Origin of the sequence: Pannonibacter phragmitetus, from assembly GCF_050510895.1 — a bacterium.
GTDB classification, from domain to species: Bacteria; Pseudomonadota; Alphaproteobacteria; order Rhizobiales; family Stappiaceae; genus Pannonibacter; species Pannonibacter phragmitetus_B.
Map to the genome: position 1 here is coordinate 1985445 of NZ_JBNINT010000001.1, position 24905 is coordinate 2010349.

The following is a 24905-nucleotide window of genomic DNA, read 5'->3' on the forward strand; positions in this document are numbered from 1 at the left end:
GCCAATCCGCTCAACGATGCCGGGGCAGTCCGCAAAGCCTCGCAGGTTCGCGATATTGCTGCTGTGACCACTGTCACAGGAACGCCGGACGGCCGATTGAGCACGGCATACGAACGCCCAGACCCTGCAGACTGTTCCGCTGGCAGAGAGCAAGGCTACTCTGCCAGCAGCAACCAGATGGTTAATGAAACCCAACCTTCACAACAGTTTGAAGCGTATGCCTGCCGCTGCCTGGGAGCGCCTTGCAAGCGCAGCAATGAGCAGCGGCCATACGCAGGTTTCCGCAACCTTGCGTCAGAACGGGATCTCGTCGTCCATGCCGCCGCCATAGCCGCCGGCCGGACCACCCGAGCCGCCGGAAGAGCCACCGCCATAACCGCCACCGCCGCTGGAGCCGCCACCGTAGCCGCCGCCGGAACCACCACCGTAGCTGCCGCCGCCGCTGGAGCCACCGTCATATCCGCCGCCTGAGCCGTAATCCGGCAGTGCGCCGCCACCGCCGCTGCCGCCGCCTTCGCCGCGCCCATCGAGCATGGTCAGTGCAGAGTTGAACCCCTGCAGCACCACTTCGGTGGAAAAGCGCTCCTGTCCGCTCTGGTCCTGCCACTTGCGGGTCTGCAGCTGACCTTCGATATAGACCTTCGCGCCTTTGCGCAGGTACTGCTCGGCAATCTTGCAAAGGCCTTCATTGAAGATCACCACCCGGTGCCACTCGGTGCGCTCGCGCCGCTCGCCCGACCCACGGTCACGCCACGTCTCGGACGTGGCAATGCGCAAATTGGCGATGGGACGGCCATCCTGCGTGCGGCGGATCTCGGGATCCGCCCCCAGATTGCCAACCAGAATGACCTTGTTCACGCTACCCGCCATACCAGTGGCTCCTGCTTTTGTCTGTCGTTCGTCGTCGAATTCCGGCATGGGCACAGCCAGAGGCTGGCACCGACCTGCGCCTGCCCGCTACTCACAAGAACAGCCAGAAAACAAACCTGTTCCGGCCCCAAGAGCCAGATCAGGCGTCCTTCTGGACGGCAGCAGAAACCGGTTGATCGGGTGACCCTAACGCCTCTTGACGCCTCAAGCGAACCATTCTGCCCCGCCGCACCGCGTTGTCCACAAAACTGGCCGCTTTGAAGCCCTATCGGGCGCAGTTTGTTCCTTTTTCGTTCCCGTCGTCAAGCGCCGTTTTTCCGCCTTGATGTAAAAGGAGCAGACCGCGCGAAAAAGGGGCGCAGCAGCAACTTTTCAGACCGATGCGGCTTGCTTCAATCTTTTGTTCCTGTTACGTTCCATCTCAAAATGTAATCCGGAAGACCCGCGAAAAACGTAGACCAAGCCGCAGACAGTCAGAGGTCTGCCCTTGAAGATGCGCAGGAAGGACCGCAGATGAGACAGACGGAACATTCCGGACAGACGGGTCCGTCCTTGCCGGTCAAGCACGAGCCATCACGACGGAGCAGGCTTTTCTCAGGCTGATTTCTTCAGGAGCATCCTCCCCACCTGACCTGTTCAGGCCAGGACATTCTCACCCGCACGGCATTTTGCCAGTTGAGGCCTGTTGTGCGGCGCTTATAACTGCTGCCAGTTTTCATGCCCGCGCAGGGCAAGATCAGGACGATACCGATGGCCAAGGATGCCGCCGCCGAACCGCAGAGCAAGGAACAAGGGTCTTCCGCCCTGACTGGGCTCAGCCGTGACAAGATGATTTCCATACGCGGCGCGCGAGAGCACAATCTCAAAAACGTTGATCTGGACCTGCCACGCGACAAGCTGATCGTCATGACGGGCCTGTCCGGCTCGGGCAAGTCGTCACTCGCCTTTGATACGATCTATGCGGAAGGCCAGCGGCGGTATGTTGAAAGCCTCTCGGCCTATGCCCGCCAGTTCCTGGAGATGATGCAGAAGCCGGACGTGGACCAGATCGATGGCCTGTCTCCAGCCATTTCCATCGAACAGAAGACCACTTCGCGCAACCCGCGCTCGACGGTTGGTACGGTCACAGAGATCTACGACTACATGCGCCTGTTGTTTGCGCGTGTCGGCACGCCCTACTCGCCTGCAACTGGCCTGCCGATCGAGAGCCAGACCGTGAGCCAGATGGTCGACAGGGTCATGTCGCTGGAGGAAGGTACACGGCTTTACCTGCTGGCTCCAATCGTGCGCGGGCGCAAGGGCGAGTACCGTAAGGAACTGGCCGAGCTGATGAAAAAAGGGTTTCAGCGGGTCAAGATCAACGGCGAGTTTCACGAGATTTCCGAGGCTCCGGCACTCGACAAGAAGTTCAAGCATGACATCGATGTGGTGGTGGACCGCATCGTCGTGCGCGATGACATCGCAGGCCGTCTTGCCGATTCCTTCGAGACAGCGTTGAAGCTGGCCGACGGCATTGCCATTGCCGAACTCGCGGACAAGCCGCTGGAGGTTGCCACCGGCAAGGACGCAGTCCTGCAGAACCGCAATGAGACCCATGAGCGGATCATCTTCTCGGAGAAATTCGCCTGCCCGGTTTCCGGCTTCACCATCCCCGAGATTGAGCCCCGCCTCTTCTCCTTCAACAATCCTTTCGGGGCCTGCCCGTCCTGTGACGGCCTCGGCACGACGCTCGCGTTCGAGGCCGACTTGGTGGTGCCCGATCAGAGCCTGTCGCTGCGCGAAGGAGCCGTTCTGCCCTGGGCCAAGACCGGTTCGACCTCGCCCTATTACGCCCAGACGCTGGAAGCCATCTGCCGGCATTTCAAGGTGTCCATGGCAATGCCCTGGCGCGAACTGCCGGATGACGTCCGTCATGCGGTTCTGTATGGCACCGGCAAGACAGAGCTTGAGTTTGTCTATGACGACGGTGTGCGCAGCTACCGTGCGAAGAAGACTTTTGAGGGCGTGCTGGGCAATATCGAACGGCGCTGGCGCGAAACGGATTCGGCCTGGGTTCGCGAGGAGCTGGAGCGTTTCCAGTCAAACCACCCCTGCCCGGCCTGTAACGGCTACCGCCTGAAGCCTGAAGCACTCGCGGTCAAGATTGGTGGCAAACACATCGGCCATGCGGCGGACATGTCGATCCGCGATGCCGGGGCCTGGTTCAATGGACTGGATGACGCGCTGAACGGCAAGCAGCAGGAAATTGCTGCAAGGATTCTCAAGGAAATCCGCGAGCGGCTGAAGTTCCTCAATGATGTGGGTCTGGAGTATCTGTCGCTGTCGCGCAACTCCGGCACGCTGTCGGGTGGCGAGAGCCAGCGTATCCGCCTCGCCTCGCAGATTGGGTCCGGGCTGACGGGCGTTCTTTATGTGCTGGACGAGCCTTCGATCGGCCTGCATCAGCGCGACAATGCAAGGCTGCTCGACACGCTGCGCCACCTGCGCGACCTCGGCAACACTGTGATCGTCGTGGAGCATGACGAGGATGCAGTGCTGACGGCCGATTATGTGGTGGATGTGGGGCCCGGTGCGGGCGTCCATGGCGGCCAGATTGTCTCCAAGGGCACGCCGGCGCAAATCATGGCAGACCCGAATTCGCTTACCGGACAATATCTGAGCGGGACGCGTGGGATCGCCCTGCCAACAGAGCGGCGCAAGATCAACAAGAAGCGCCAGATCAAGGTCATCGGCGCGCGCGGCAATAATCTGAAGAACGTCACAGCGGAAATTCCGCTTGGCACCTTCACCTGCATCACCGGCGTTTCGGGGGCGGCAAGTCCACCTTCCTGATCGACACCCTGTTCCGCTCGGCTGCGCGGCGGCTCAATGGTGCGCGCGAGAACCCTGCCCCGCATGACCGGATCGAGGGGCTGGAGCATCTCGACAAGGTGATCGATATTGACCAGTCGCCCATCGGGCGCACACCACGTTCAAATCCCGCGACCTACACAGGGGCTTTCACGCCGATTCGCGAATGGTTTGCCAGCATGCCGGAGGCCAAGACGCGCGGCTATCAGCCGGGCCGCTTCTCCTTCAACGTCAAGGGCGGGCGTTGCGAGGCCTGTCAGGGCGATGGCGTCATCAAGATCGAGATGCATTTCCTGCCGGACATTTATGTCACCTGCGATGTGTGCAAGGGTCAGCGCTACAACAGGGAAACGCTCGAAGTGCAGTTCAAGGGTAAGTCGATTGCCGACGTGCTCGACATGACTGTTGAAGAGGCGGCGAGCTTATTCTCAGCTGTTCCGGCAGTGCGGGAGAAGATGGAAACCCTCGCACAGGTGGGACTTGGCTATATCAAGGTCGGGCAGCAGGCGACGACACTCTCTGGCGGCGAGGCACAGCGTGTGAAGCTAGCCAAGGAACTGTCACGCCGCTCCACCGGACGTACGCTCTATATCCTGGATGAGCCGACGACAGGTCTGCATTTCCATGATGTGGCCAAACTGCTGGAGGTGCTGCATGAACTGGTCGAGCAGGGCAATTCGGTTCTGGTGATCGAACACAATCTCGAGGTCATCAAGACGGCGGACTGGTTGATCGACTTCGGTCCTGAAGGCGGCGACGGTGGCGGCACCGTGGTGGCGGAAGGCCGTCCGGAGGATGTGGCCGCCAATCCGGCAAGCCATACCGGGCAATTCCTCAAGGAGCTGCTGGAGCGCCGGCCGCAGAAGCGGACAGTCGCAGCCGAATGACAAGAAAGACGAGGCCCCTGACTGGAGGCCTCGCCCCTTCCCGGAGCGGACGACGAGACAACGCAATACATCTTCTGCGCAGCGCCAGATGCAACAATGCGGAGCCCTGCAAACGGGCTCGCCTCAGATGAGCTCCGATGCCGCAGCAAGAGCCGGACAGGCGGCATGTGCGGCTTACAGTGTCCCGTTTTCCGGCAGATTCCGGCGCCTCACAGCAAACAACACTCTGATTCCCTGGCCGAATCGGCGGTACGGGAGGACTGGACGACCCGGCGAGCCGGCCAGATCTTTTTTCAGGCTTTTGGCGGATTTCTGGCGGGCGTGTCTTGGAAATGCAGGCATCTCCCGCCCTGCCGCAGCCCCAAAAATCCTGCATGGCGGGGTCTGCGTGCCCCGTTTCACGGACACCTGCAGCAGTGCAGCAAAGGTACGGCGCCGTTGCGGAGACTGCGGGACACTCCGACCGCAAGCTGACAGCACGGGAGGCAACGCGGGCGCGCTTCTCCACGGCCTCCTGCTTGAAAGGCTGCATACGGCCTTCATGCTGCAGTCTATTCCTGAGGCGCAGGAGTTCTGTTCCGCAAGAACCTTGACCCTGCGCAAGGCAAAGGCCGGCCCCTTCTGGCAAGCTCTTCATTACGGCCTGCGCCATGCACACAGCGCATGCAGCAACCGCGAAACCGGCCTCTGCCGCAGCGCAACACAGGCCTTGCGATGCCATACAGCCGAGGCACAACCAGAGACAATCTGTACGCCTCCTGTTGCGGCGCGAATTTCTGCATTTTTATCGTTTTAAATGGCGCTCATTGCGCCTGAGGACCGCTCATCATCGTTTGTTTTTCCGCTTTGCATAAATCGCATGACTGACATGCCAAACTTCCACTTCTCGCAAATGCGAAATCGAACTATCTCTTGGACATCGGAGCGGCGCTGCACCGCACAATGACCAAAACGGTCGCGGGTCGACGGCTGACGCTCCAGACGGTTCAAGGAACACGAAAATGATCGACACTGTTGTTCGCAAGTACAATTCCTGGGTCAACTACCGCCGCACGGTGGACGAGTTGTCCCGTCTGTCCAATCGCGAACTCAGCGACCTGGGCATTGGCCGCGGCGATATCCGCTTCATCGCACGCCGCGCCAGCATGTAATCGAGATCGCGGTCACAGGCTCTCCTCCTCCCAAGCCTTGTGACTGTGTGCCGGCAGGGTTCTTCTCCTCCCAAACCCTGCTAGCTGAAACAGCGCCCGCCAGTACCTCCTCCCACTGGCGGGCGTTCGTTTGTCTGAAGCTCGATACTGCATTCAAATCAAATCACTAGATCTCGTCAGGCTGCCGCAAATTTGCTGGCGGCCTTTTTGCTTTCCGCCAGGCCCTTCGCCCGGAACGCCAAGCCCCCTTTTTGGAAACCAACTCTACGGCAGGTGTAGAGCCGCTCTTCCACCCTGCAGAGGGCAACCTCGCTCCGGATTTGCCACAATCCAGCCATATGCCCTTCACCTGTGCAAATGCACATTAATCATGCATTGCATTGCCTGCAGGGCAGGCATGTACAAGCCCCCATAGCTGAAACCCGCGAACAGGCCTAGATAAGCGTCACAAGATGCAACGCCAACAAGAGCGCTGCCACAGCTTCAAAGACAAAGCAAAGAACGGATAAGATCATGCTGCACGACATCGTCTCCAAGTATCGCTCGTGGAAAAAGTACCGCGCAACTTATGAAGAGCTGGCTCGTATGTCCTCGCGTGAGCTGAGCGACATCGGCATCTCCCGTGCGGACATCGCCTCCGTCGCCCGCGGGGCAATGCGCTAAGGCGCTGCCCCAGCCCTGTTTTCGCTGCTCTGCAGCATAAGCAGGACAGCCATGCAGAATTGTGCATGGCGGTATCGCCGGACCCGCGATACAACATACTCAACAACGGGGCGCCAAGCGGTGCCTCAGTTCTCCCGGACCAAAGGACTCCTCCTCCCACCTGCGGTCCGGAACAAGCCGGTTCTCCTCCTCCCGAACCGGCTCTGGAAAGAGCGCTCGCCGAACTCCTCCTCCCATCGGCGAGCGCTTTTCTCGTTCTAATCCCCCCCAAAAAATCCGGCTACCATCCGCCCGATGCGGCAAACCAGCTTTCGAGCGGCTGGATCACGGGTGGCTTGCCGCTGTCATGCACCCAGCTGTCGATCGCATGGGCCTGGCCGCTGCGCATTTCACGCAGGACAGCCGTTGCATGCGGATAGCGGCCATCAAGCAGAAAGCCGCGTGCCACAGGCGAGACAACGCTGTGATGGCGCAGCATCCCCTCGCGTTCTGCGTAGAGAAGCAAGCTCGTTGTGTTGCTGGCTTCGTCTATGCAATCCATCTGCCCCGGAACACCTGCGTTGCGCATGTCGAGGCCACCAATATCCGGCGTGGTTCCAAGCGCTGCGGTCACGCGCGACTCCTGCCATTGCACAGCCCGGGATACGGCCCTGCGCTCCGCCGCTGGCGATTCCTTGCCTGAGGCGAGAATCGACGCAAGCTTCCGGCGGTCTGCGCTGGAAAAATCCACTGGCGCAGTGTAGGCACAGCCGAAGCCGTGACAGATGTAGAGCCTGCCTTCGCGGGGAGCTGCGCTTTGCGGTCACGATACCAGGTCTCAGGCCCCAGTTCCGCCTGCGCAGCGCAGCCTGCCAGCATTGCGGCCGCCAGCAGCATGTGAAGAACACGTCCTGGCTTGCTGGTGCGCAGGTGCTTTTTCCTGGTTTGCATGTGCCACTTTCCTTTTCAGCCGGAGCACCGCCCGTCCGCGCCAATCGTCTCACCCGCTCTCCACGTTCCGGACAGCCTAGGTCAAACGCCCCCATCCTGCCAGCGGGAGAGACCACCCCGGCTCAGGATCAACGGCTGCTTTCCGTTGCATCGCCCTTGTCATACGGGTATCAGGGGCTTCAGATGCAGGACCGCAGAGCGCGGACTGGCGCCGCAGGACCGGCTGCCGGGACATATGCCGGGTCCAGCCCATTTTCAGCACAAGCACAGGCAGAGCCACGTGACGAAACCCATTCATGTGATCGGCGGCGGACTTGCCGGTTCGGAAGCAAGCTGGCAGATCGCCCGCGCCGGCATACCGGTTGTTCTTCATGAAATGCGCCCCGTGCGGGCAACGGATGCCCACAAGACGGACGGATTGGCAGAGCTGGTCTGCTCAAACTCCTTCCGCTCAGATGATGCAGACTACAACGCCGTTGGACTGCTGCACTGGGAGCTGCGTCAGGCAGGCTCGCTGATCATGCAGGCTGCCGACGCCCATCAGGTGCCCGCCGGCAGCGCACTGGCAGTGGACCGGGACGGCTTTTCCGAGGCAGTGACGCAGATGCTCACGTCTCACCCGCTCATCACCATTGAGCGCGGTGAACTGACCAGCCTCCCGCCGGAGGACTGGGACAATGTGATCATCGCAACCGGCCCCCTCACCTCTCCGGCCCTGTCGGAAGCGATTCTGGCACGCACGGGCGAAAATTCGCTCGCCTTCTTCGATGCCATCGCGCCGATTGTGCATTTTGATTCCATCAACATGGATGTGGCCTGGTTTCAGTCCCGCTATGACAAGGTGGGCCCGGGCGGCACAGGCAAGGATTACATCAACTGCCCTCTGGACAAGGCGCAGTACGAGGCCTTCATTGATGCTCTGATCGCAGGCGAAAAGACCGAGTTCAAGGAATGGGAGGCCAACACCCCTATTTCGATGGCTGTCTGCCCATCGAGGTGATGGCAGAACGCGGCCGCGAGACACTGCGCCACGGCCCGATGAAGCCGATGGGCCTCACCAATGCGCATAACCCGACGGTCAAGGCCTATGGCGTGGTGCAGCTGCGTCAGGACAACGCCCTCGGCACGCTCTACAACATGGTCGGCTTCCAGACGAAGCTGAAATATGGAGCGCAGACCGAGATCTTCCGCATGATTCCGGGATTGGAAGATGCGGTCTTCGCCCGTCTTGGCGGATTGCACCGCAACACCTTCCTGAATTCGCCGAAGCTGCTGGACGGCACGCTGCGGCTGAAGGCCGATCCGCGCCTGCGCTTTGCCGGTCAGATCACCGGCTGCGAAGGCTATGTGGAATCGGCCTCCGTCGGTTGCATGGCCGGGCTGTTTGCTGCGGCTGCCGCTCAGGGGCGCGAGCTGACGCCACCGCCCGCCACCACGGCCATGGGCGCGCTGCTGGCGCATATCACCGGCGGGCACCTCTTGCATGAGGAAGAAGGCGCACCGCGCTCGTTCCAGCCGATGAACGTCAATTTCGGGCTGTTCCCGCCGGTAGAAGCCCCCAACAAGGGCGAGGATGGCAAGCGCTTGCGCGGAGCGGAAAAGGCCAAGGCCCGCAAGCTCGCCATGACGCAGCGCGCCCGCAGCGATTTTGGCGGCTGGACCAGGGAAATAGGCCTGCCGCAATTCGAGGGCTGAAGATACCTGGGGCGGAGGTTCACTTTGCCCCCACGCGCTATCAAACTCCGCACTGCCCCGGCCTTGTGCCGGGGCGGCGCGGAAGAAACATCATTTCACATCTTATAAAACAAACAGGGCTCCGGATGCGGAGCCCTGTTTCGTTTCAAGTGAAAAGCAGGTGATCAGCCTTCGGCGCCGCCCACGCCGGCTTCGCCAAGCTCGCGCCGCAGGTCATCCACCATTCCTTCAATAAAGGGGCCAATGGCAGCGGAGCGGGAGCGGCGGTGACGCTCTGCGCGCAGGATGGACTGCACGGCCAGAAAAGCACGGCTGAGATCGTCATTGACGACCACATAGTCGTATTCGCTCCAGTGGCGCATCTCGCCGACGGCCGTCTCCAGCCGCCTCTGAATCACGTCATCGGCATCTTCCGCGCGCCGGTGCAGGCGGGACTTCATCTCCGCGATAGACGGCGGCAGGATGAAGATGGATACCACATCCTCGCGCATCCGCTCGTAAAGCTGGAACGTACCCTGGATATCGATATCAAACAGCACGTCGCGGCCATTGCGCAGCGCCTGCTCCACCGGATCGCGCGGCGTGCCATAGTAGTTGCCATGCACCTCGGCCCATTCCAGAAGCTCTTCCCGGTCGCGCATCAGCTCGAATTTTTCACGGGAAATGAAATGGTAGTGTACGCCGTCAATCTCGCTGGTGCGGCGCGGGCGCGTCGTCACGGAAATGGAGAGAGACAGGCTTGTCTCCTGCCCCAGCAGATTGCGGGCGATCGTCGATTTGCCCGCCCCAGAAGGCGAGGACAGAACGAGCATGAGGCCGCGGCGGTGCGCCTCGGCCTCATCTGCGGTAACGGATGTCCCGGCGGGACGGGCGGACTTGCTGCCGGCCATTGATCACTCCAGATTCTGGATCTGCTCACGCATCTGGTCGATGACGGACTTCAGCTCAAGGCCGATGGCCGTCAGCGCCACGTCGTTTGACTTGGAGCAGAGTGTATTCGCTTCCCGGTTAAATTCCTGTGCGAGGAAATCGAGTTTGCGGCCCACAGGCCCGCCATCGGCCAGAAGCTTGCGGGCGGCAGCCACATGGGCTGCCAGCCGGTCCAGCTCCTCGCGGATGTCAGCGCGGGTGGCCAGCAGCACGGCTTCCTGATGCAGCCGCTGCGGATCAAGTGCGGGTGCAGCCTCCAGCAGAGCTGCCACCTGTGCGGCAAGTCTGTCGCGGATCGCCTCTGCCGTGCGGGCCGGATGCCGCTCGGCTGCGTCAGTGGCCGCGGCGATGGCGGCGAGCTGGCCATCCAGAACGGCCCCGATGGCCGTGCCTTCTGCCTTGCGCATAGCGCTGAGCCCGTTCAACGCCTCATCGAAGGACGCAGCAAGCGCAGCAATCAAGGCAGCACGGGCCGCTTCGTCTTCCACCGGCTCGCGCAGTTCCAGCACCCCCTTGTGGGCGAGGATGCCATCAAGGCTCGGCGGCACGGCTTCGGGCAGGCGCCGCTTCAGCAGCTGCACCGCATGCAAAACGGCTTCGAGCGCCGCTTCGTTGATCGTGAGCACCGCGTCGCCTTGCTCTCGCTGAACAGACAGGGAGATGGAAACATTGCCTCTGGCCAGAACCTTGCCGCAGCGCTCGCGCAGCTGCGCTTCAAGCTCTTCCATGCCGGGCGGCAGACGGAAACGGAGATCAAGGCTCTTGCCATTGACGGAGCGCAGCTCCCAGTGCCAGCGCACCGCGCCAAGAGATCCTTCAACCCGGGCAAAGCCGGTCATGCTGGCCAAAGCCATGTCCTGTTCCTTCCCCCGGAACCGGAATAGGAGACAGACGCCAGACCGCCCGCGCATGCTGGCCTTCTGACGTCTGTCCCCTCCGGTTCAGTTCTGTGTTGCCGGAGCAGCACCTTCCGGCGCGGCCGCCGCTGGAGCGTCTTCGCTGGCAGAAGCGCCGCTACCGCCTGCCTGCTCTGATGCCCGGCGGGTGCGTTCAACCTCGCGCCACTTGCGCACATTGGCCTGATGCTGCTCGTAGGTTTCGGCAAACACGTGGCCACCCGTGCCATCGGCAACGAAGTAGAGGTCCTTTGTGCGCGACGGGTTGGAAACGGCTTCCATGGCCGCACGGCCCGGATTGCCGATCGGTCCCGGCGGCAGAGCCCGGATCTGGTAGGTATTGTACTCGGTCTTCTTGTCGAGGTCCGACCGGGTGATGGCACTGCGGTCCATCGTCCAGGCCTCTCCGCCATAAAGGCCATAGAGGATGGTCGGGTCCGACTGCAAAGGCATCGACTTGTTGAGCCGGTTAACGAAGACACCGGCAACACGCGGGCGTTCGTCGGCACGGGCCGTTTCCTTCTCCACGATGGAGGCAAGGATCACAAGCTCTTCCGGCGTCTGCACAGGCAGCCCTTCAGTCCTTCGCGCCCAGATCTCGGCAAGCAGCTTGGTCTGTGCTGCCTGCATCTGGTTGAGGATCTGCTGACGCGAGGCGCCGCGCGTGAAGGTGTAGGTTTCGGGCAGCAGCGCCCCTTCCGGCGGAATATCCGTAATTTCGCCGGTGAGAATCTCGTTCTCGCGCAGGCGCCGGATCACCTGCGCCGTAGACCAGCCCTCGGGGATGGTGACGGAATAGACCACCGCCTTGCCTTCCACCAGATCCGTCATCACGTCGCGCATGCTGGAGCCGGCCTTGAACTCGTATTCACCGGCCTTCAGCCGGGCCGCATTCTTGTAGGCCCGGACGCCCAGGTTGAACACCAGTCCGTCGGTTATCACGCCGTTGCGCTCCAGGGTGTCGGCAATTCCGCCCAGGCCCTGGCCGGAGGAAATGATGACGGTCTTGTCTTCCGTCAGAGGACCAGCCGCATCGAATTCCTGCTTGCCCCAATAGATGCCGGCACCAATAGCAAGGATCAGGATGACGGCACTGGAAAGCACCAGATTGATCAGGATGACAATGGGATTGCGCGCATGGCGCGACCGCTGGGGCGGTTCTGGCGCCCGGTCGGGCTGGATGGCCTCGCGTGGGCTCTTTGGCTTGACACGCATGGTCGCTCGCTCCTTCGGATCCTGCCGCCCCCGGCGCCCCGCAAAGAGGGCCCGCAGCAGACTGTCAAGGGTATGAGGGAGACCCGTACGGCATAACCGTCAGTCCCTCCCCTATCGTTCAACTGCAGCCAGATGGCCGGAAACATGTCCGGCCCGGTTCTGTGAAACCGCAAGGCTCCGCCGCAACTCAAGGGATTAACCTTGTCATTGCGGCGAAACGAGGAAATCGTAACGGGAGAGCGGTCAGCCCTCGACGCGGCGCAGGATCAGCGAAGCATTCGTACCGCCAAAGCCGAAGGAATTCGACAGGGCGACATTGATCTGCTTCTTGCGCGGCTGATGCGGCACCAGATCGATCCGGCTCTCGACAGACGGATTGTCCAGGTTGATCGTCGGCGGCGCAATGTTGTCGCGGATGGCGAGAACGGAAAAGATGGCCTCGACCGCTCCGGCAGCCCCCAGCAGGTGGCCGATGGAGGACTTGGTGGAGGACATCGAAATCGTTTCCGCTGCATCACCAACAAGCCGCTCGACCGCACCAAGCTCAATGGTGTCGGCCATCGTCGACGTGCCATGGGCATTGATGTAATCGATGTCGGCTGCCGTGATGCCTGCGCGCTTCATCGCTGCGCTCATGCAGCGGTAAGCGCCATCACCATCTTCGGACGGAGCCGTAATGTGATAGGCATCGCCCGACAGGCCATAGCCGATGACTTCGGCATAAATGGTCGCACCGCGGCGCTTGGCGTGCTCGTATTCCTCAAGCACCACCACACCTGCGCCCTCGCCCATGACGAAGCCGTCACGGTCCTTGTCATAGGGACGCGAAGCCTTTTCAGGCGTGTCGTTGTAAATCGTCGACAGCGCACGGCAGGCGGCAAAGCCTGCGAGAGAAAGACGGCAGACCGGAGATTCAGTGCCACCTGCCACCATGACGTCGGCATCATCAAGAGCGATGAGGCGGGCCGCGTCACCGATCGCATGCGCGCCGGTGGAACAGGCCGTGACGACGGCATGGTTCGGCCCCTTGAGGCCGTGGCGGATGGAAACCTGACCGCCGGCCAGGTTGATCAGGCGGCCGGGAATGAAGAACGGGCTAAGGCGGCGCGGCCCCTTGTCCCTCAGCACGTGGGCTGCTTCCTCGATGCCCTGAAGGCCGCCGATGCCGGAGCCGATCAGCACGCCGGAGCGGGTCTGCTCCTCATACGTCACGGGCTTCCAGTTTGCATCGGCGAGCGCCTGATCGGCAGCAGCCATGGCATAGACGATGAAATCGTCAACCTTGCGCTGCTCCTTGGGGTCCATCCAGTCGTCGGGGTTGAAGGCCCCTTCGACTGACGGATCGCGCGGGATCTGACAGGCAATTTTACAGGCGAGGTCCTCGACTTCGAAGTTGCTGACGCGCTGCGCAGCACTCTTGCCCTCAAGGATCTTCTTCCACGTCACGTCAACGCCGCTACCATGCGGCGTCACCATGCCCATACCGGTAATAACTACTCGTCTCATCAGCCCGCACATGTTTCGGGCGGAAGCGTCTCCGCTTCCCCCACAGGTCACGAATAACCGGAGATTAACCGGCGTTCTTTTCGAGGAAGCTGACCGCGTCGCCGACAGTCAGGATCGTCTCGGCTGCATCGTCGGGGATCTCGACGCCGAATTCTTCTTCGAAGGCCATCACCAGCTCGACGGTGTCAAGGCTGTCCGCGCCGAGGTCATCGATGAAGCTTGCACCAACAACGACCTTGTCGGCGTCGACGCCCAGGTGCTCGATAACGATCTTCTTAACTCGTTCCGCGATATCGCTCATTTTATTTACCTCGGTGGTTTTTACGAACCGGACACACGCTGCAGGATGAACTGGACCTCAGTCTTCGCACAGCCTGTTCGCGGGCGCTACCCGGACAAGAGCAACGGAAGGCCCATGAAATCAAGCCATTCCATCAGTCTTTCCAGAATAATCGGCGGCTAGGTATCACACTTTATCAGGCTTGACCAGCCGCCGCCCCTGGAGTGGACCCGTGTTTTCCGCCAATGGCACAAAACACGGATTCCAAAGTCAAATCATGGCCATGCCGCCATTCACATGCAGCGTCTGGCCGGTCATGTAGGCGGCCTCATCGCTGGCAAGATACACAGCTGCACCTGCAATTTCCGCAGCCGTGCCAAGACGACCTGCCGGAACCGATCCGAGAATCGATTCCTTCTGCTTGTCGTTCAGCACATCCGTCATCGCGGTTTCGATGAAACCGGGCGCGATCGTGTTGACCGTGACATTGCGGCTGGCGATCTCGCGGGCGATGGACTTGTACATGCCGATCATGCCGGCCTTGGCCGCTGCGTAGTTGGCCTGCCCCGGATTGCCGGTGACGCCTACCACGGAGGCAATACCGATGATGCGGCCATGGCGGCGCTTCATCATGCCCTTGATGGCCGAACGGCAGATGTGGAAGTTCGAAGTGAGGTTCACTTCCAGCACCTGATCCCACTCTTCATCCTTCATGCGCATGAAGATGTTGTCGCGCGTGATGCCGGCGTTGTTCACCAGAATGTCGATCTGACCCATGGCAGCTTCCGCAGCCGGAACCAGCGCCTCGACGGCGACGCGGTCAGAAAGATTGGCAGGGACAACGTGCACCCGCTCCTTGAGATCAGCGGCGAGCGCTTCAAGCTTTTCGGCACGGGTGCCGGAAAGCGTAACAGTTGCGCCCTGTGCATGCAGCGCACGGGCAATGGCCTCACCAATGCCACCGGTGGCGCCGGTGACAAGAGCCGTCCTGTTGGTCAAGCTGAACATCGTGTGTTTCCTTCCAGTTTCCTGCCAGCACCGCGCCTGGCCTAAGACCACGGCAGCGGCGCAAATGACCCGCTGTCAGCCGTTCAGGCGCTCCAGCACGGCATCCACATCACCCGGAGCGTTGACGGCAAGGCCACCGGCATCCTTGGCGATGCGCTTGATCATGCCAGTCAGCACCTTTCCGGCCCCGATCTCGACGAACGTATCGATCCCCTCGCCTGCCAGCCATTCGATGGATTCGCGCCAGCGCACGGTGCCAGTGACCTGCTCCACCAGACGGATGCGGATTTCGGCCGGATCCGTCACCGGGCGGGCCAGAACGTTGGCAACCAGCGGCACCTTCGGCGCATGAATGGTCACGCCGGCCAGTGCTTCAGCCATGGCATCAGCCGCCGGCTGCATCAGCGAACAATGGAAGGGTGCAGACACCGGCAGGAGCACGGCGCGGCGCCCGCCCTTGGTCTTTGCAATTTCCAGCGCCCGCTCGACGGCAGCCTTGTGGCCGGAGACGACCACCTGCCCCGGCGCATTGTCATTGGCCGCCTCACAGACCTCACCCGGAGCGCTGGCTTCGGCAGCAACTTCACGGGCCACGTCGAAATCAAGGCCAAGCAGCGCCGCCATGGCACCAACACCCACAGGCACCGCAGCCTGCATGGACTGACCGCGCAGTCGCAGCAGACGTGCCGCATCACCGATGGACAAGCTGCCAGCGGCAGCAAGCGCAGAATATTCGCCGAGCGAATGACCGGCGACATAAGAAGCAGATGCCTTGAGATCAATGCCACGCGCTTCCATGACGCGCAGCGCGGCAAGGCTGACGGCCATCAGCGCAGGCTGGGCATTGGCCGTGAGCGTGAGCTGATCCTCGGGGCCATTCCACATGAGATCGGAGAGCTTCTCGCCGAGCGCCTCATCCACTTCCGCAAAGACGGCACGTGCCTCGGCGGAGCCTTCCGCCAGTTCCTTGCCCATGCCCACGGCCTGGCTGCCCTGACCGGGGAAAATGAATGCAACGCCCATAATGCGCGGCCTCCGTCACTTGGCACCGGCTATCAAGCGGCCGGCTGTCCTCAACTCATGATGCAAGGGACTGGCAGGACAAAGGGCGGAGATACCCGCCATTCGATATGTGCCGGCCGCCCTCTTGCGGCAAAATGATCCGCCGCTATGGTCTGGCAAACAGGGCCATGTCAAGAGCATATGCCCCCGCACCGCAGCGAAAGCGGCCAAAGTCCGTGGGAAACTGCTGCCGGCCTGTGCCCGGAACCTTCCGGAGAGAAGGAGCATCACCCTGCCCCACGGCTCTTCGCCGGCTGTGATTTGGTGCAGTCAGCGCTTGCATTTCCGGGAGCCTTCTATATACAGCGCCACTATCCGGAACCTTGGCTGGTGGCTGAACGGAAGGATGCGCAAGCATCAGGGGCGTCAAACTCCCGTCTTCCCGTGTCTCCGCTCTCGTAGGACTTTACGTACCTTTCCGTAGGCACGTTGAGGCTTTGCGCCAGGTTTCCCCGGATAGACGCTAGAGAAAGGCAAGACACACATGCCGCTTTATGAGCACGTGTTCCTGGCGCGCCAGGACATCTCGACCCAGCAGGTCGAGCAACTCGTTGAACAGTACAAGGGTCTGATCGAAGCCAACGGTGGCAAGGTCGGCAAGATCGAGAACTGGGGCCTGCGCGCGCTGGCTTACCGGGTCAAGAAGAACCGCAAGGCCCACTACACCCTGATGAACATCGAAGCTCCGCATGCCGCTGTTGCGGAAATGGAGCGTCAGATGGGCATCAACGAAGACATCCTGCGTTTCATGACCCTCAAGGTCGAAGCTCACGATGAAGAGCCGTCTGCCATGATGCAGAAGCGCGACCGTGATGACCGCCGCCGCCGCGACGACAAGTTCGGCAGCGACCGCCCGGCCCGTGAGCCCCGTGGTGAGCGGAGCGAACGCGCTCCCCGCCGTGCAGAAGCGGAGTAATTAATATGCCTGAAATCGCACAGATCCCGGCCCGCCGCCCGTTCTTCCGCCGCCGCAAGACCTGCCCGTTCTCGGGCGAGGGTGCTCCGGTCATCGACTACAAGGACATCCGTCTTCTGCAGCGCTACATTTCCGAGCGTGGCAAGATCGTTCCGAGCCGCATCACTGCGGTCTCCGCGAAGAAGCAGCGTGAGCTGGCCCGCGCCATCAAGCGCGCCCGCATCCTGTCGCTGCTGCCCTTCGTCATCAGCTGAGATCAAGGCTCACGCCTGATCTGATCAAGACGCGGCCCGCCAGCTTCATGCTGCGGGCCGCGCCGGACTTTAAAGGTCCGGCATCCCGGATTGGGGCCGGCGGGTTTGTGGACCGGCTTCTAACCGCCCGAGAGGCGGGACAGACCGATTGGAGAAATCCCATGGAAGTCATTCTTCTGGAACGTGTGGCCAAGCTTGGCCAGATGGGCGACAAGGTTCGCGTGCGCGACGGTTACGCCCGTAACTTCCTGCTCCCGCAGGGCAAGGCGCTGCGCGCCAACAAGGCAAACCTTGCCAAGTTCGAAGCTGAGCGCGCTCAGCTGGAAGCCCGCAACCTGGAGCGCCGCAAGGAAGCTGAAGCCGTCGGCGAAAAGCTGGCTGGCCAAAGCTTCATTGTGATCCGTTCGGCTGCCGAGACCGGCCAGCTTTACGGTTCCGTCTCCACCCGTGACATCGCAGCTGTTGCAACTGCCGGCGGCTTCACCGTTGCCCGTGGCCAGGTTCACCTGTCCGAGCCGATCAAGACGATTGGCCTGCACACGGTTGCCATCGCCCTGCACCCCGAAGTCGAAGTCTCGATCACCATCAACGTTGCCCGTTCCGCTGACGAAGCCGAGCGTCAGGCAGCCGGTGAAGATCTGAGCCAGCGCGAGCAGGACAGCTTCGAATTCGAAGAAGATGAAGCCGAAGAAGGCGAAGTCGAGGCCGAAGACGAGGAGTAATCCTCGGCGGCCCGGTTTGCCCGGCGCAAGATCAGGCGGTACCCTCAGGGGCGCCGCCTTTTTCTTTGCCTGTTTTTTGGGCGCTCCGCCCTGGTTTCACGCAGGGATGTCCGCAGGATGTCCACAGCCTGCCCCCAGTGCTTGTCCACATGCACCAGTCAAGGCGCGAGATGACTTGTCCCCGTTGATCTTCGGCAGGCTGAGGATAATTGCCTCCCCTGAATTGCGGCCTTTTCCTGCGCCCTTAAGCCCGGTAAACGAAATATGACCGCGACCGGGGGACCACATGAAGGGCACTATCCAGAAAATCGAAACGGCGAGCGAGACCGTGCGCGTCGCTCCGCATAATGCGGAGGCAGAGCGCCAGCTGCTGGGTGCGATTCTGGTCAACAACGAGACCTACTACCGCGTCTCCGACTTTCTGGAGCCGCACCATTTTTTCCTGCCGCCTCACAAGGACATTTACGAGAAGATCGGCCAGCTGATCCGCGCCGGCAAGACAGCCTCGCCCATCACGCTGAAGACCTTCTACCCTTCCGACATCAAGATTGCGGATCTGAGCGCGACGCAGTACCTCCTGCGCCTTGCCGCCGACGCAGCCTCGATCATCAACGCGGAAGACTACGGCCGCATTATCTATGACCTTGCTGTCCGGCGGAACCTGATCCGCATCGGCGAGGACATGGTCAACATCGCCTATGACGCGCCCATCGACATGCCGCCGAACCAGCAGATCGACGACGCCGAACGGCGGCTGTTCGAGCTGGCGGAGACCGGCCGCAGCGAAGGCGGCTTCGTCACCTTTGGCGATGCGCTGACCGAAACCATCCACATGGCCCACGCGGCCTATAACCGCGAAGGCGCACTGTCGGGCATTTCCTCAGGGCTGACCGACCTTGACCGGCTTATGGGTGGTTTGCAGCATTCGGATCTGATCGTGCTTGCCGGCCGTCCCGCCATGGGCAAGACCTCGCTCGTGACCAACATCGCCTATAACGTCGCTCAGGCCTATCAGGCCGAGGAGCAGCCGGACGGCTCGCTGAAGACCGTAAATGGCGGCGTAGTCGGCTTCTTCTCGCTGGAAATGTCGGCCGAACAGCTGGCCACCCGTATCATTTCCGAGCAGACGGAAATTTCCTCCTCGAAAATCCGCCGCGGCGACATTTCCGAGGCCGATTTCGAGAAACTGGCCGCCGCAGCACAGCACATGCAAACGGTGCCGCTCTATGTGGACCAGACCGGTGGCATCTCCATCGCCTCGCTGGTGGCCCGCGCCCGCCGCCTCAAGCGCCAGCGCGGCCTCGACCTGCTCATCGTCGACTATATCCAGCTGCTTTCCGGCTCGTCCAAGAACAGCGGCAACCGCGTGCAGGAAATCACCGAAATCACCACGGGCCTGAAGGCGCTGGCCAAGGAGCTGAACGTTCCCATCATCGCCCTCTCCCAGCTGTCCCGTCAGGTGGAATCGCGCGAAGACAAGCGCCCGCAGCTTTCTGACCTTCGCGAGATCGGGCTCCATCGAGCAGGACGCCGACGTGGTGCTCTTCGTGTTCCGCGAGGAATATTATCTGTCGAAGACCATGCCCGAGGAAGGCACGCCCGAGTACGAGGCCTGGGTCGACAAGTTCGAGCGCGTCAAGGGCAAGGCGGAAGTCATTATCGCCAAGCAGCGTCACGGCCCCACAGGCACGGCGCAGCTGCACTTCCAGGGCGAGTTCACCCGCTTCTCGGATCTGGCTCAGGAAGACTATATGCCCGAGCGGATGGAGTAACCCGTCCGGCAAGCCACTCAGAGGCAGATGTTGGCACAGCATCACAACACACCTGGGCCGTCGCCCCGGACGAAGCGAAGCTGAGATCCGGGGACCACTCGTTCCCCGAGCGGCAAGGTTGAGGCGCCGTCCAAAGGCTCGTGCGGAACACCACAGCAGGCCGCCTCAGGAAAACGGCATCTCTCTGGAAATGAGTGGTCCCCGGGTCCTCACTCCGTTCGGCCCGGGGCGACGCCCGAGAGAACTGGAGGGCGCCCCTTCGTTCGCACGCACCGGATACGGGCGTTCCCCGGTGCAATGCCCAGACAGGACGCGTCCGGCACATGCGTCCGAAGACTTGGAAAAAGCCCGCCAGCCGGTCTATGATGCCCGAAGATTTGGGCAAGGTGCCGATTCGGTGGCCCGCACGGGACCTTCTGCGTGCGGGCTCTGCCTTGCTTTTGGCTTCATGACACAGGACCCGCAGAGCATGACAAGCTCCAGTCACGGGGAAACCGTCATCCCGGCCGGCAGCCGTCTGACGATCGATCCGCTCGCCATCGCGCGCAACTGGCGCCGCGTAAAAGAACAGCTCTCCTCCGGCACCCAATGCGCGGCTGCCGTGAAAGCCGATGCCTATGGCTGCGGTCTTGCCGTGACGGTCAGACATCTTGCGGAAGCAGGCTGCGGCACTTTTTTGTGGCAACGCCTCAGGAAGGTGTGACAGCCCGGCAGGCGGCACCGGGGGCCGTCATCTACATTCTCAATGGCCTGTTCCCGGACGCAGCGCCCCTGCTGGCCGAAGCAAGGCTGCGGCCAGTTCTGGGGTCCCTTCCGGAAATCGAGGAATGGGCGCTGTTCTGCCGCACGCGCAAGGTGAAGCTGGAAGCCGCCATTCACATCAACAGTGGCATGAACCGGCTTGGATTGAACCTTCCCGAATGCGAGCGGCTGGCGGCAGATGGCACGCTGCTGGAAGCGTTTACGCCGTCGCTGCTGATGAGCCACCTTGCCTGCGCGCCGGAACCGGCCCATCCGATGAACAAGGCGCAGCTTTCCGCTTTCGAGGCGATGAGCGCGCATTTTCCCGGCGTGCCACGCTCGCTTGCCAATTCGGCAGGCGTATTCCTCGGGCCGGAGTTCCATTTCGATCTGGTGCGCCCCGGCATTGCGCTCTATGGCGGCCAGGTCATCGATCATCCGCCACTGAAGCTCGAACCGGTCATCCGTCTTGAAGCCCGAGTAATTCAGGTTCGCAAGGTTTCTGCGGGAGAAGGCGTCGGCTATGGCCTGGCCCGCACGGCAGAGCGCGACAGCCGCATTGCCATGATTTCCTGCGGCTATGGCGACGGATTTCTCAGAGGCGCAGGCAGTGCGGACGGAAAGCCGGGCGCATCGGCATGGGTCGATGGACACCCCTTGCCCCTCTTTGGCCGGATCTCCATGGACATGCTGGCTGTGGATGCCACCGATGTTCCGGCAGACAAGCTGCGCCGGGGCACCTATGTGGAGCTCCTGGGCCCCAACGCCAGCCTTCAGGCGGCGGCCTCGGCGGCCGGAACCATTGATTATGAACTGCTGACAGGCCTTGGAAGCCGCCATGCGCGCATCCACGGGCCGCTGAACGGCGGGACGACCGGAGACTGACATGGCCCGCCGCAGCTCATCCTTTGTGTGCCAGGCCTGTGGTGCAATCACAGGCAAATGGACCGGCCGCTGCAGATCTTGCGGCGAATGGAACACCATTGTCGAGGAAGCCGAAGGCAGCGGCGTTGGCGGCGGACCGTCCAAGGGCAAGATCACCCGTGGCCGTGTGGTGCCACTGGTTGGCCTTTCGGGTGAAGCCAAGGAAGCCCCACGCTTCCAGAGCGGCATCAAGGAACTGGACCGGGTGACCGGTGGCGGCTTCGTCAAGGGCTCGGCACTGCTGGTGGGCGGCGACCCGGGCATCGGAAAATCCACACTGCTTATTCAGGCCTCAGCAGCGCTCGCCAACAAGGGCCTGCGTTCGGTCTATATTTCAGGCGAAGAGGCAATTGATCAGGTGCGGCTCCGTGCCGAACGCCTCGGTCTTGCCAACGCGCCCGTGGCGCTTGCTTCGGAAACAAGCGTCGAGGACATTCTGGCGACGCTGGAAGCAGGCCCTCCCCCGCTCTGCTCATCCTTGATTCCGTGCAGACCCTGTGGACGGAACTGGCGGACTCGCCTCCCGGCACGGTCACCCAGGTGCGCGCTTCATCGCAGGCGATGGTCCGCTATGCCAAGAAATCCGGCACAGCGATGGTTCTCGTTGGCCATGTCACCAAGGACGGGCAGATCGCAGGCCCCCGTGTGGTGGAGCACATGGTCGACGCGGTACTCTATTTCGAGGGCGACGGCGCCCATCAGTACCGCATCCTGCGATCGGTGAAGAACCGCTTCGGCGCCACCGATGAAATTGGCGTGTTCGAGATGACGGGTGCGGGCCTTCAGGAAGTGGCCAACCCTTCAGCGCTTTTCCTCGGCGAACGCTCCATGAACGCGCCCGGCTCCGTCGTCTTTGCCGGGCTGGAAGGGTCACGCCCACTGCTTATTGAAATTCAGGCACTCGTTGCCCCCTCGCCGCTCGGCACGCCCCGCCGTGCCGTGATCGGCTGGGACAGCGCCCGCCTGTCGATGATCCTTGCTGTGCTGGAAGCGCGCTGCGGGGTGCGCTTCTCGCAGCATGATGTCTATCTGAATGTGGCCGGCGGCCTGAGGATCAATGAACCGGGAGCAGACCTTGCGGTAGCTGCTGCACTGGTCTCTTCACTCAGCGGGCTTGCCCTGCCGGTCAATTGCGTCTATTTCGGCGAGGTCAGCCTCTCGGGCGCCGTCAGACCGGTGGCCCAGGGGCAGGCAAGGCTTAAGGAAGCGCAGAAACTCGGCTTTGACCGTGCGATATGCCCGGCCGGAAACATCAAGGATGGAACCGGGCCGGACCTCAGCGCGGAAGGAATACAGGACCTGAGCGCCTTCATCGCCAAGATTGCTGCCAAAGGCAGCGGGCGGACCGGCGGCGGGGCCCGGGATGTGCGGAACGACTGACAGCAGCAAGGCGCCCTAAACGGCTGCCGGGACTGCGGGCTACAAGGGTAAAACCGGACGATGCCAATCACGCTCCTCGACGGAATTCTTCTCGTCATCATGCTGATTTCCGCCGTGCTGGCGATGGTGCGCGGCTTTGTCCGTGAAGTCCTTTCCATCGGTTCATGGGTGGCGGCTGCCGCAGCAGCCTATTTGCTCTATGGATCCGTGCTTCCATATGCGAAGCAGTACATCAGCAATGATTATGTCGCCCTTGGCGCCGCGATTGCGGGCGTGTTCCTGCTGACGCTCATCATCGTCAGCTACATCACCATGCGCATTTCCGATTTCGTGCTGGATAGCCGGATCGGCGCGCTGGACCGCACGCTCGGCTTCGTTTTCGGAGCTGCACGCGGTATGCTGCTCGTTGTCGTTGGGCTTGCCTTCTTCAACTGGTTCGTTCCGGCGGAGCGTCAGCCCCAGTGGGTGGTTCAGGCCAAGTCCCGTGACCTGCTGACGTCCATTGGCCTTCAGCTGCAGGCCGCGTTGCCGGAAGACCCGGAAAAGACGATCCAGGAGTTCAACCGCTCCAGCCGCCGCAATGCCGAAGAGCCCCAGGGCCAGGCTCAAGGCCAGACACAGGGCGGGAACGAGAATACCGGCTACAGCGCCGCAGAACGTCAGGGCATTGACCAGCTGACCACCAGCGGCACCGGAAACTGATCTATTGACCAGCAAAGCTGGCCGCACAACCTCTCAAGGAGCTTCGCCATGTCCGGTCTGACCGACTTCCAGGGCGCAGGGAAACAGTTCCGTTCCGATGATACGGACGACATCTACGGGGACACGCTGCGTGAAGAATGCGGCGTGTTCGGCGTTTTGGGGCATGAAGATGCCGCCGCGCTGACCGCCCTTGGCCTGCATGCCCTGCAGCATCGCGGACAGGAAGCTGCCGGCATCGTCACCTATGACGATAACGAGCAGTTCCGCTCCGAGCGCCATCTTGGCCTCGTCGGCGATCACTTCTCCAGCGCCGAGACGATCAAGCGCCTCGCAGGCTCTGCCGCTGTCGGCCACGTGCGCTACTCCACCACCGGTGAGCCGGCGCTGCGCAACGTGCAGCCGCTGTTTGCGGAGCTGGATGGCGGTGGCTTCGCCATCTGCCACAACGGCAACTTCACCAACGGCCTGACCCTGCGCCGCCAGCTGATCCGTGACGGAGCCATCTGCCAGTCCACGTCGGATTCGGAAGTGGTGCTGCAGCTGGTCGCCCGCAGCCGCCAGCCGAAGATCGTTGACCGCTTCATCGAGGCAATCAAGCAGATGGAGGGCGCCTATTCGCTGGTTGCCCTGACCCGCAAGAAGCTGATCGGTGCCCGTGATCCGCTCGGCATCCGTCCGCTGGTGCTGGGTGACCTCAACGGTGCCCCAATCCTTGCCTCTGAAACCTGCGCGCTCGATATCATCGGCGCCAAATTCATCCGCGAGGTCGAGAACGGCGAGGTGATCGTCTGCACCTCCGGCGGCATCGAGAGCTACTTCCCCTTCGGCCGCCGCCCGGCACGCCCCTGCATCTTCGAGTACGTCTATTTCGCACGTCCCGACTCCGTCGTCGGCGGCCGCTCGGTCTATGACGTGCGCCGCCAGATGGGCGCGCAGCTGGCCCGCGAAAGCCACGTGGAAGCCGATGTGGTCGTCCCTGTGCCGGACAGCGGCGTTCCGGCTGCCATCGGCTACAGCCAGGAATCGGGTGTGCCGTTTGAACTCGGCATCATCCGCAACCACTATGTGGGCCGTACCTTCATCGAACCCACCCAGTCGATCCGTACCCTCGGCGTCAAGCTGAAGCATTCGGCCAACCGGGCGCAGATCGAAGGCAAGCGCGTCATCCTCATTGATGACAGTCTCGTGCGCGGCACCACCTCGCTGAAGATCGTTCAAATGATCCGCGATGCCGGCGCGCGCGAAGTGCATTTCCGCCTCGCCAGCCCGCCGATCCGCTACTCCGACTATTACGGCATCGACACGCCGGTGCGCGAAAAGCTGCTGGCCGCACGCTACAATCTGGAAGAGATGCGTGCCTTCATCGGCGCAGACAGCCTCGCCTTCCTCTCGATCGAAGGCATCTACAAGGCCATGGGGCTTGAAGGCCGTGACAACGAGAACCCGCAGTTCACCGACCACTGCTTCACCGGCGACTATCCGACGCCGTTGACGGACCTGTCGGATGACGTGGAGTTCCGCAAGCCGCCGCGTCTGGTGGAAGTTGGATAA

The 24905-nt window shown here is 62.0% G+C and carries 16 protein-coding genes and 5 pseudogenes; 12 read left to right on the plus strand and 9 right to left on the minus strand.

Annotated features, from left to right (window positions below; translation table 11 throughout):
• Nucleotides 1–294 precede the first annotated feature (294 nt).
• Entirely contained in the window at nt 295–870 is a 576-nt protein-coding gene (locus ACQB61_RS09295) for a single-stranded DNA-binding protein (RefSeq protein ID WP_430512408.1), read from the minus strand.
• 828 nt (nt 871–1698) lie between these two features.
• On the opposite strand from ACQB61_RS09295, the pseudogene uvrA reads away from it, so the two are divergent.
• From uvrA to ACQB61_RS09310, 3 genes and pseudogenes are all read left to right on the plus strand, one after another.
• Nucleotides 1699–4607 (plus strand): annotated as a pseudogene (gene uvrA, locus ACQB61_RS09300) (excinuclease ABC subunit UvrA).
• 1001 nt (nt 4608–5608) lie between these two features.
• Nucleotides 5609–5758: a DUF1127 domain-containing protein gene (locus tag ACQB61_RS09305; RefSeq protein ID WP_019966089.1), complete on the plus strand. Its 150-nt coding sequence runs from the start codon at nt 5609–5611 to the stop codon at nt 5756–5758.
• Nucleotides 5759–6271: 513 nt separating this feature from the next.
• Nucleotides 6272–6421, plus strand: a complete 150-nt coding sequence (locus ACQB61_RS09310) for a DUF1127 domain-containing protein (protein WP_019966090.1) — start codon at nt 6272–6274, stop codon at nt 6419–6421.
• 280 nt (nt 6422–6701) lie between these two features.
• On the opposite strand, the gene ACQB61_RS09315 is transcribed toward ACQB61_RS09310, so the two are convergent.
• Complete coding sequence (locus ACQB61_RS09315) at nt 6702–7034, minus strand: hypothetical protein (RefSeq protein ID WP_430512409.1); 333 nt, start codon at nt 7032–7034, stop codon at nt 6702–6704.
• Nucleotides 7035–7586: 552 nt separating this feature from the next.
• Here ACQB61_RS09315 and trmFO point away from each other — a divergent pair.
• Nucleotides 7587–9046, plus strand: a pseudogene (trmFO, locus tag ACQB61_RS09320) (methylenetetrahydrofolate--tRNA-(uracil(54)-C(5))-methyltransferase (FADH(2)-oxidizing) TrmFO).
• A gap of 164 nt (nt 9047–9210) precedes the next feature.
• On the opposite strand, the gene gmk reads toward trmFO, so the two are convergent.
• The 7 genes from gmk to fabD all read right to left on the minus strand — a co-directional run bounded on the left by gmk (nt 9211) and on the right by fabD (nt 15904).
• A complete protein-coding gene (gene gmk / locus ACQB61_RS09325) occupies nt 9211–9936 on the minus strand; it encodes a guanylate kinase (protein WP_430512410.1) in 726 nt (241 codons plus the stop codon).
• 3 nt (nt 9937–9939) lie between these two features.
• Nucleotides 9940–10830 (minus strand): YicC/YloC family endoribonuclease, encoded by an 891-nt coding sequence (locus tag ACQB61_RS09330; RefSeq protein ID WP_430512411.1) that lies wholly within the window; start codon nt 10828–10830, stop codon nt 9940–9942.
• An 87-nt stretch (nt 10831–10917) separates the two neighbouring features.
• Nucleotides 10918–12087, minus strand: coding sequence for an endolytic transglycosylase MltG (mltG, locus tag ACQB61_RS09335; RefSeq protein ID WP_430512412.1), 1170 nt, complete (start codon nt 12085–12087; stop codon nt 10918–10920).
• A 243-nt stretch (nt 12088–12330) separates the two neighbouring features.
• Entirely contained in the window at nt 12331–13593 is a 1263-nt protein-coding gene (fabF, locus tag ACQB61_RS09340; RefSeq protein WP_430512413.1) for a beta-ketoacyl-ACP synthase II, read from the minus strand.
• 64 nt (nt 13594–13657) lie between these two features.
• Nucleotides 13658–13894, minus strand: coding sequence for an acyl carrier protein (locus ACQB61_RS09345; protein WP_430512414.1), 237 nt, complete (start codon nt 13892–13894; stop codon nt 13658–13660).
• A gap of 249 nt (nt 13895–14143) precedes the next feature.
• Nucleotides 14144–14881 (minus strand): 3-oxoacyl-[acyl-carrier-protein] reductase, encoded by a 738-nt coding sequence (gene fabG / locus ACQB61_RS09350; protein WP_430512415.1) that lies wholly within the window; start codon nt 14879–14881, stop codon nt 14144–14146.
• 75 nt (nt 14882–14956) lie between these two features.
• The gene (fabD, locus tag ACQB61_RS09355; protein WP_430512416.1) at nt 14957–15904 is read right to left on the minus strand and encodes an ACP S-malonyltransferase; all 948 of its coding nucleotides are present in this window, start codon (nt 15902–15904) and stop codon (nt 14957–14959) included.
• 523 nt (nt 15905–16427) lie between these two features.
• On the opposite strand from fabD, the gene rpsF reads away from it, so the two are divergent.
• The 8 genes and pseudogenes from rpsF to purF all read left to right on the plus strand — a co-directional run bounded on the left by rpsF (nt 16428) and on the right by purF (nt 24905).
• On the plus strand, nt 16428–16859 hold the full coding sequence (rpsF, locus tag ACQB61_RS09360; RefSeq protein WP_430512417.1) for a 30S ribosomal protein S6: 432 nt from the start codon (nt 16428–16430) through the stop codon (nt 16857–16859).
• Nucleotides 16860–16864: 5 nt separating this feature from the next.
• Nucleotides 16865–17113: a 30S ribosomal protein S18 gene (gene rpsR, locus ACQB61_RS09365; protein ID WP_019966101.1), complete on the plus strand. Its 249-nt coding sequence runs from the start codon at nt 16865–16867 to the stop codon at nt 17111–17113.
• 161 nt (nt 17114–17274) lie between these two features.
• Nucleotides 17275–17835, plus strand: a complete 561-nt coding sequence (gene rplI / locus ACQB61_RS09370; protein ID WP_430512418.1) for a 50S ribosomal protein L9 — start codon at nt 17275–17277, stop codon at nt 17833–17835.
• 286 nt (nt 17836–18121) lie between these two features.
• Nucleotides 18122–19607, plus strand: a pseudogene (locus ACQB61_RS09375) (replicative DNA helicase).
• Nucleotides 19608–20076: 469 nt separating this feature from the next.
• Nucleotides 20077–21233, plus strand: a pseudogene (alr, locus tag ACQB61_RS09380) (alanine racemase).
• 1 nt (nt 21234) lies between these two features.
• A pseudogene (gene radA / locus ACQB61_RS09385) lies at nt 21235–22652 on the plus strand (DNA repair protein RadA).
• A gap of 60 nt (nt 22653–22712) precedes the next feature.
• Nucleotides 22713–23354, plus strand: coding sequence for a CvpA family protein (locus ACQB61_RS09390; RefSeq protein WP_430512419.1), 642 nt, complete (start codon nt 22713–22715; stop codon nt 23352–23354).
• A 48-nt stretch (nt 23355–23402) separates the two neighbouring features.
• Nucleotides 23403–24905 (plus strand): amidophosphoribosyltransferase, encoded by a 1503-nt coding sequence (purF, locus tag ACQB61_RS09395; protein ID WP_430512420.1) that lies wholly within the window; start codon nt 23403–23405, stop codon nt 24903–24905.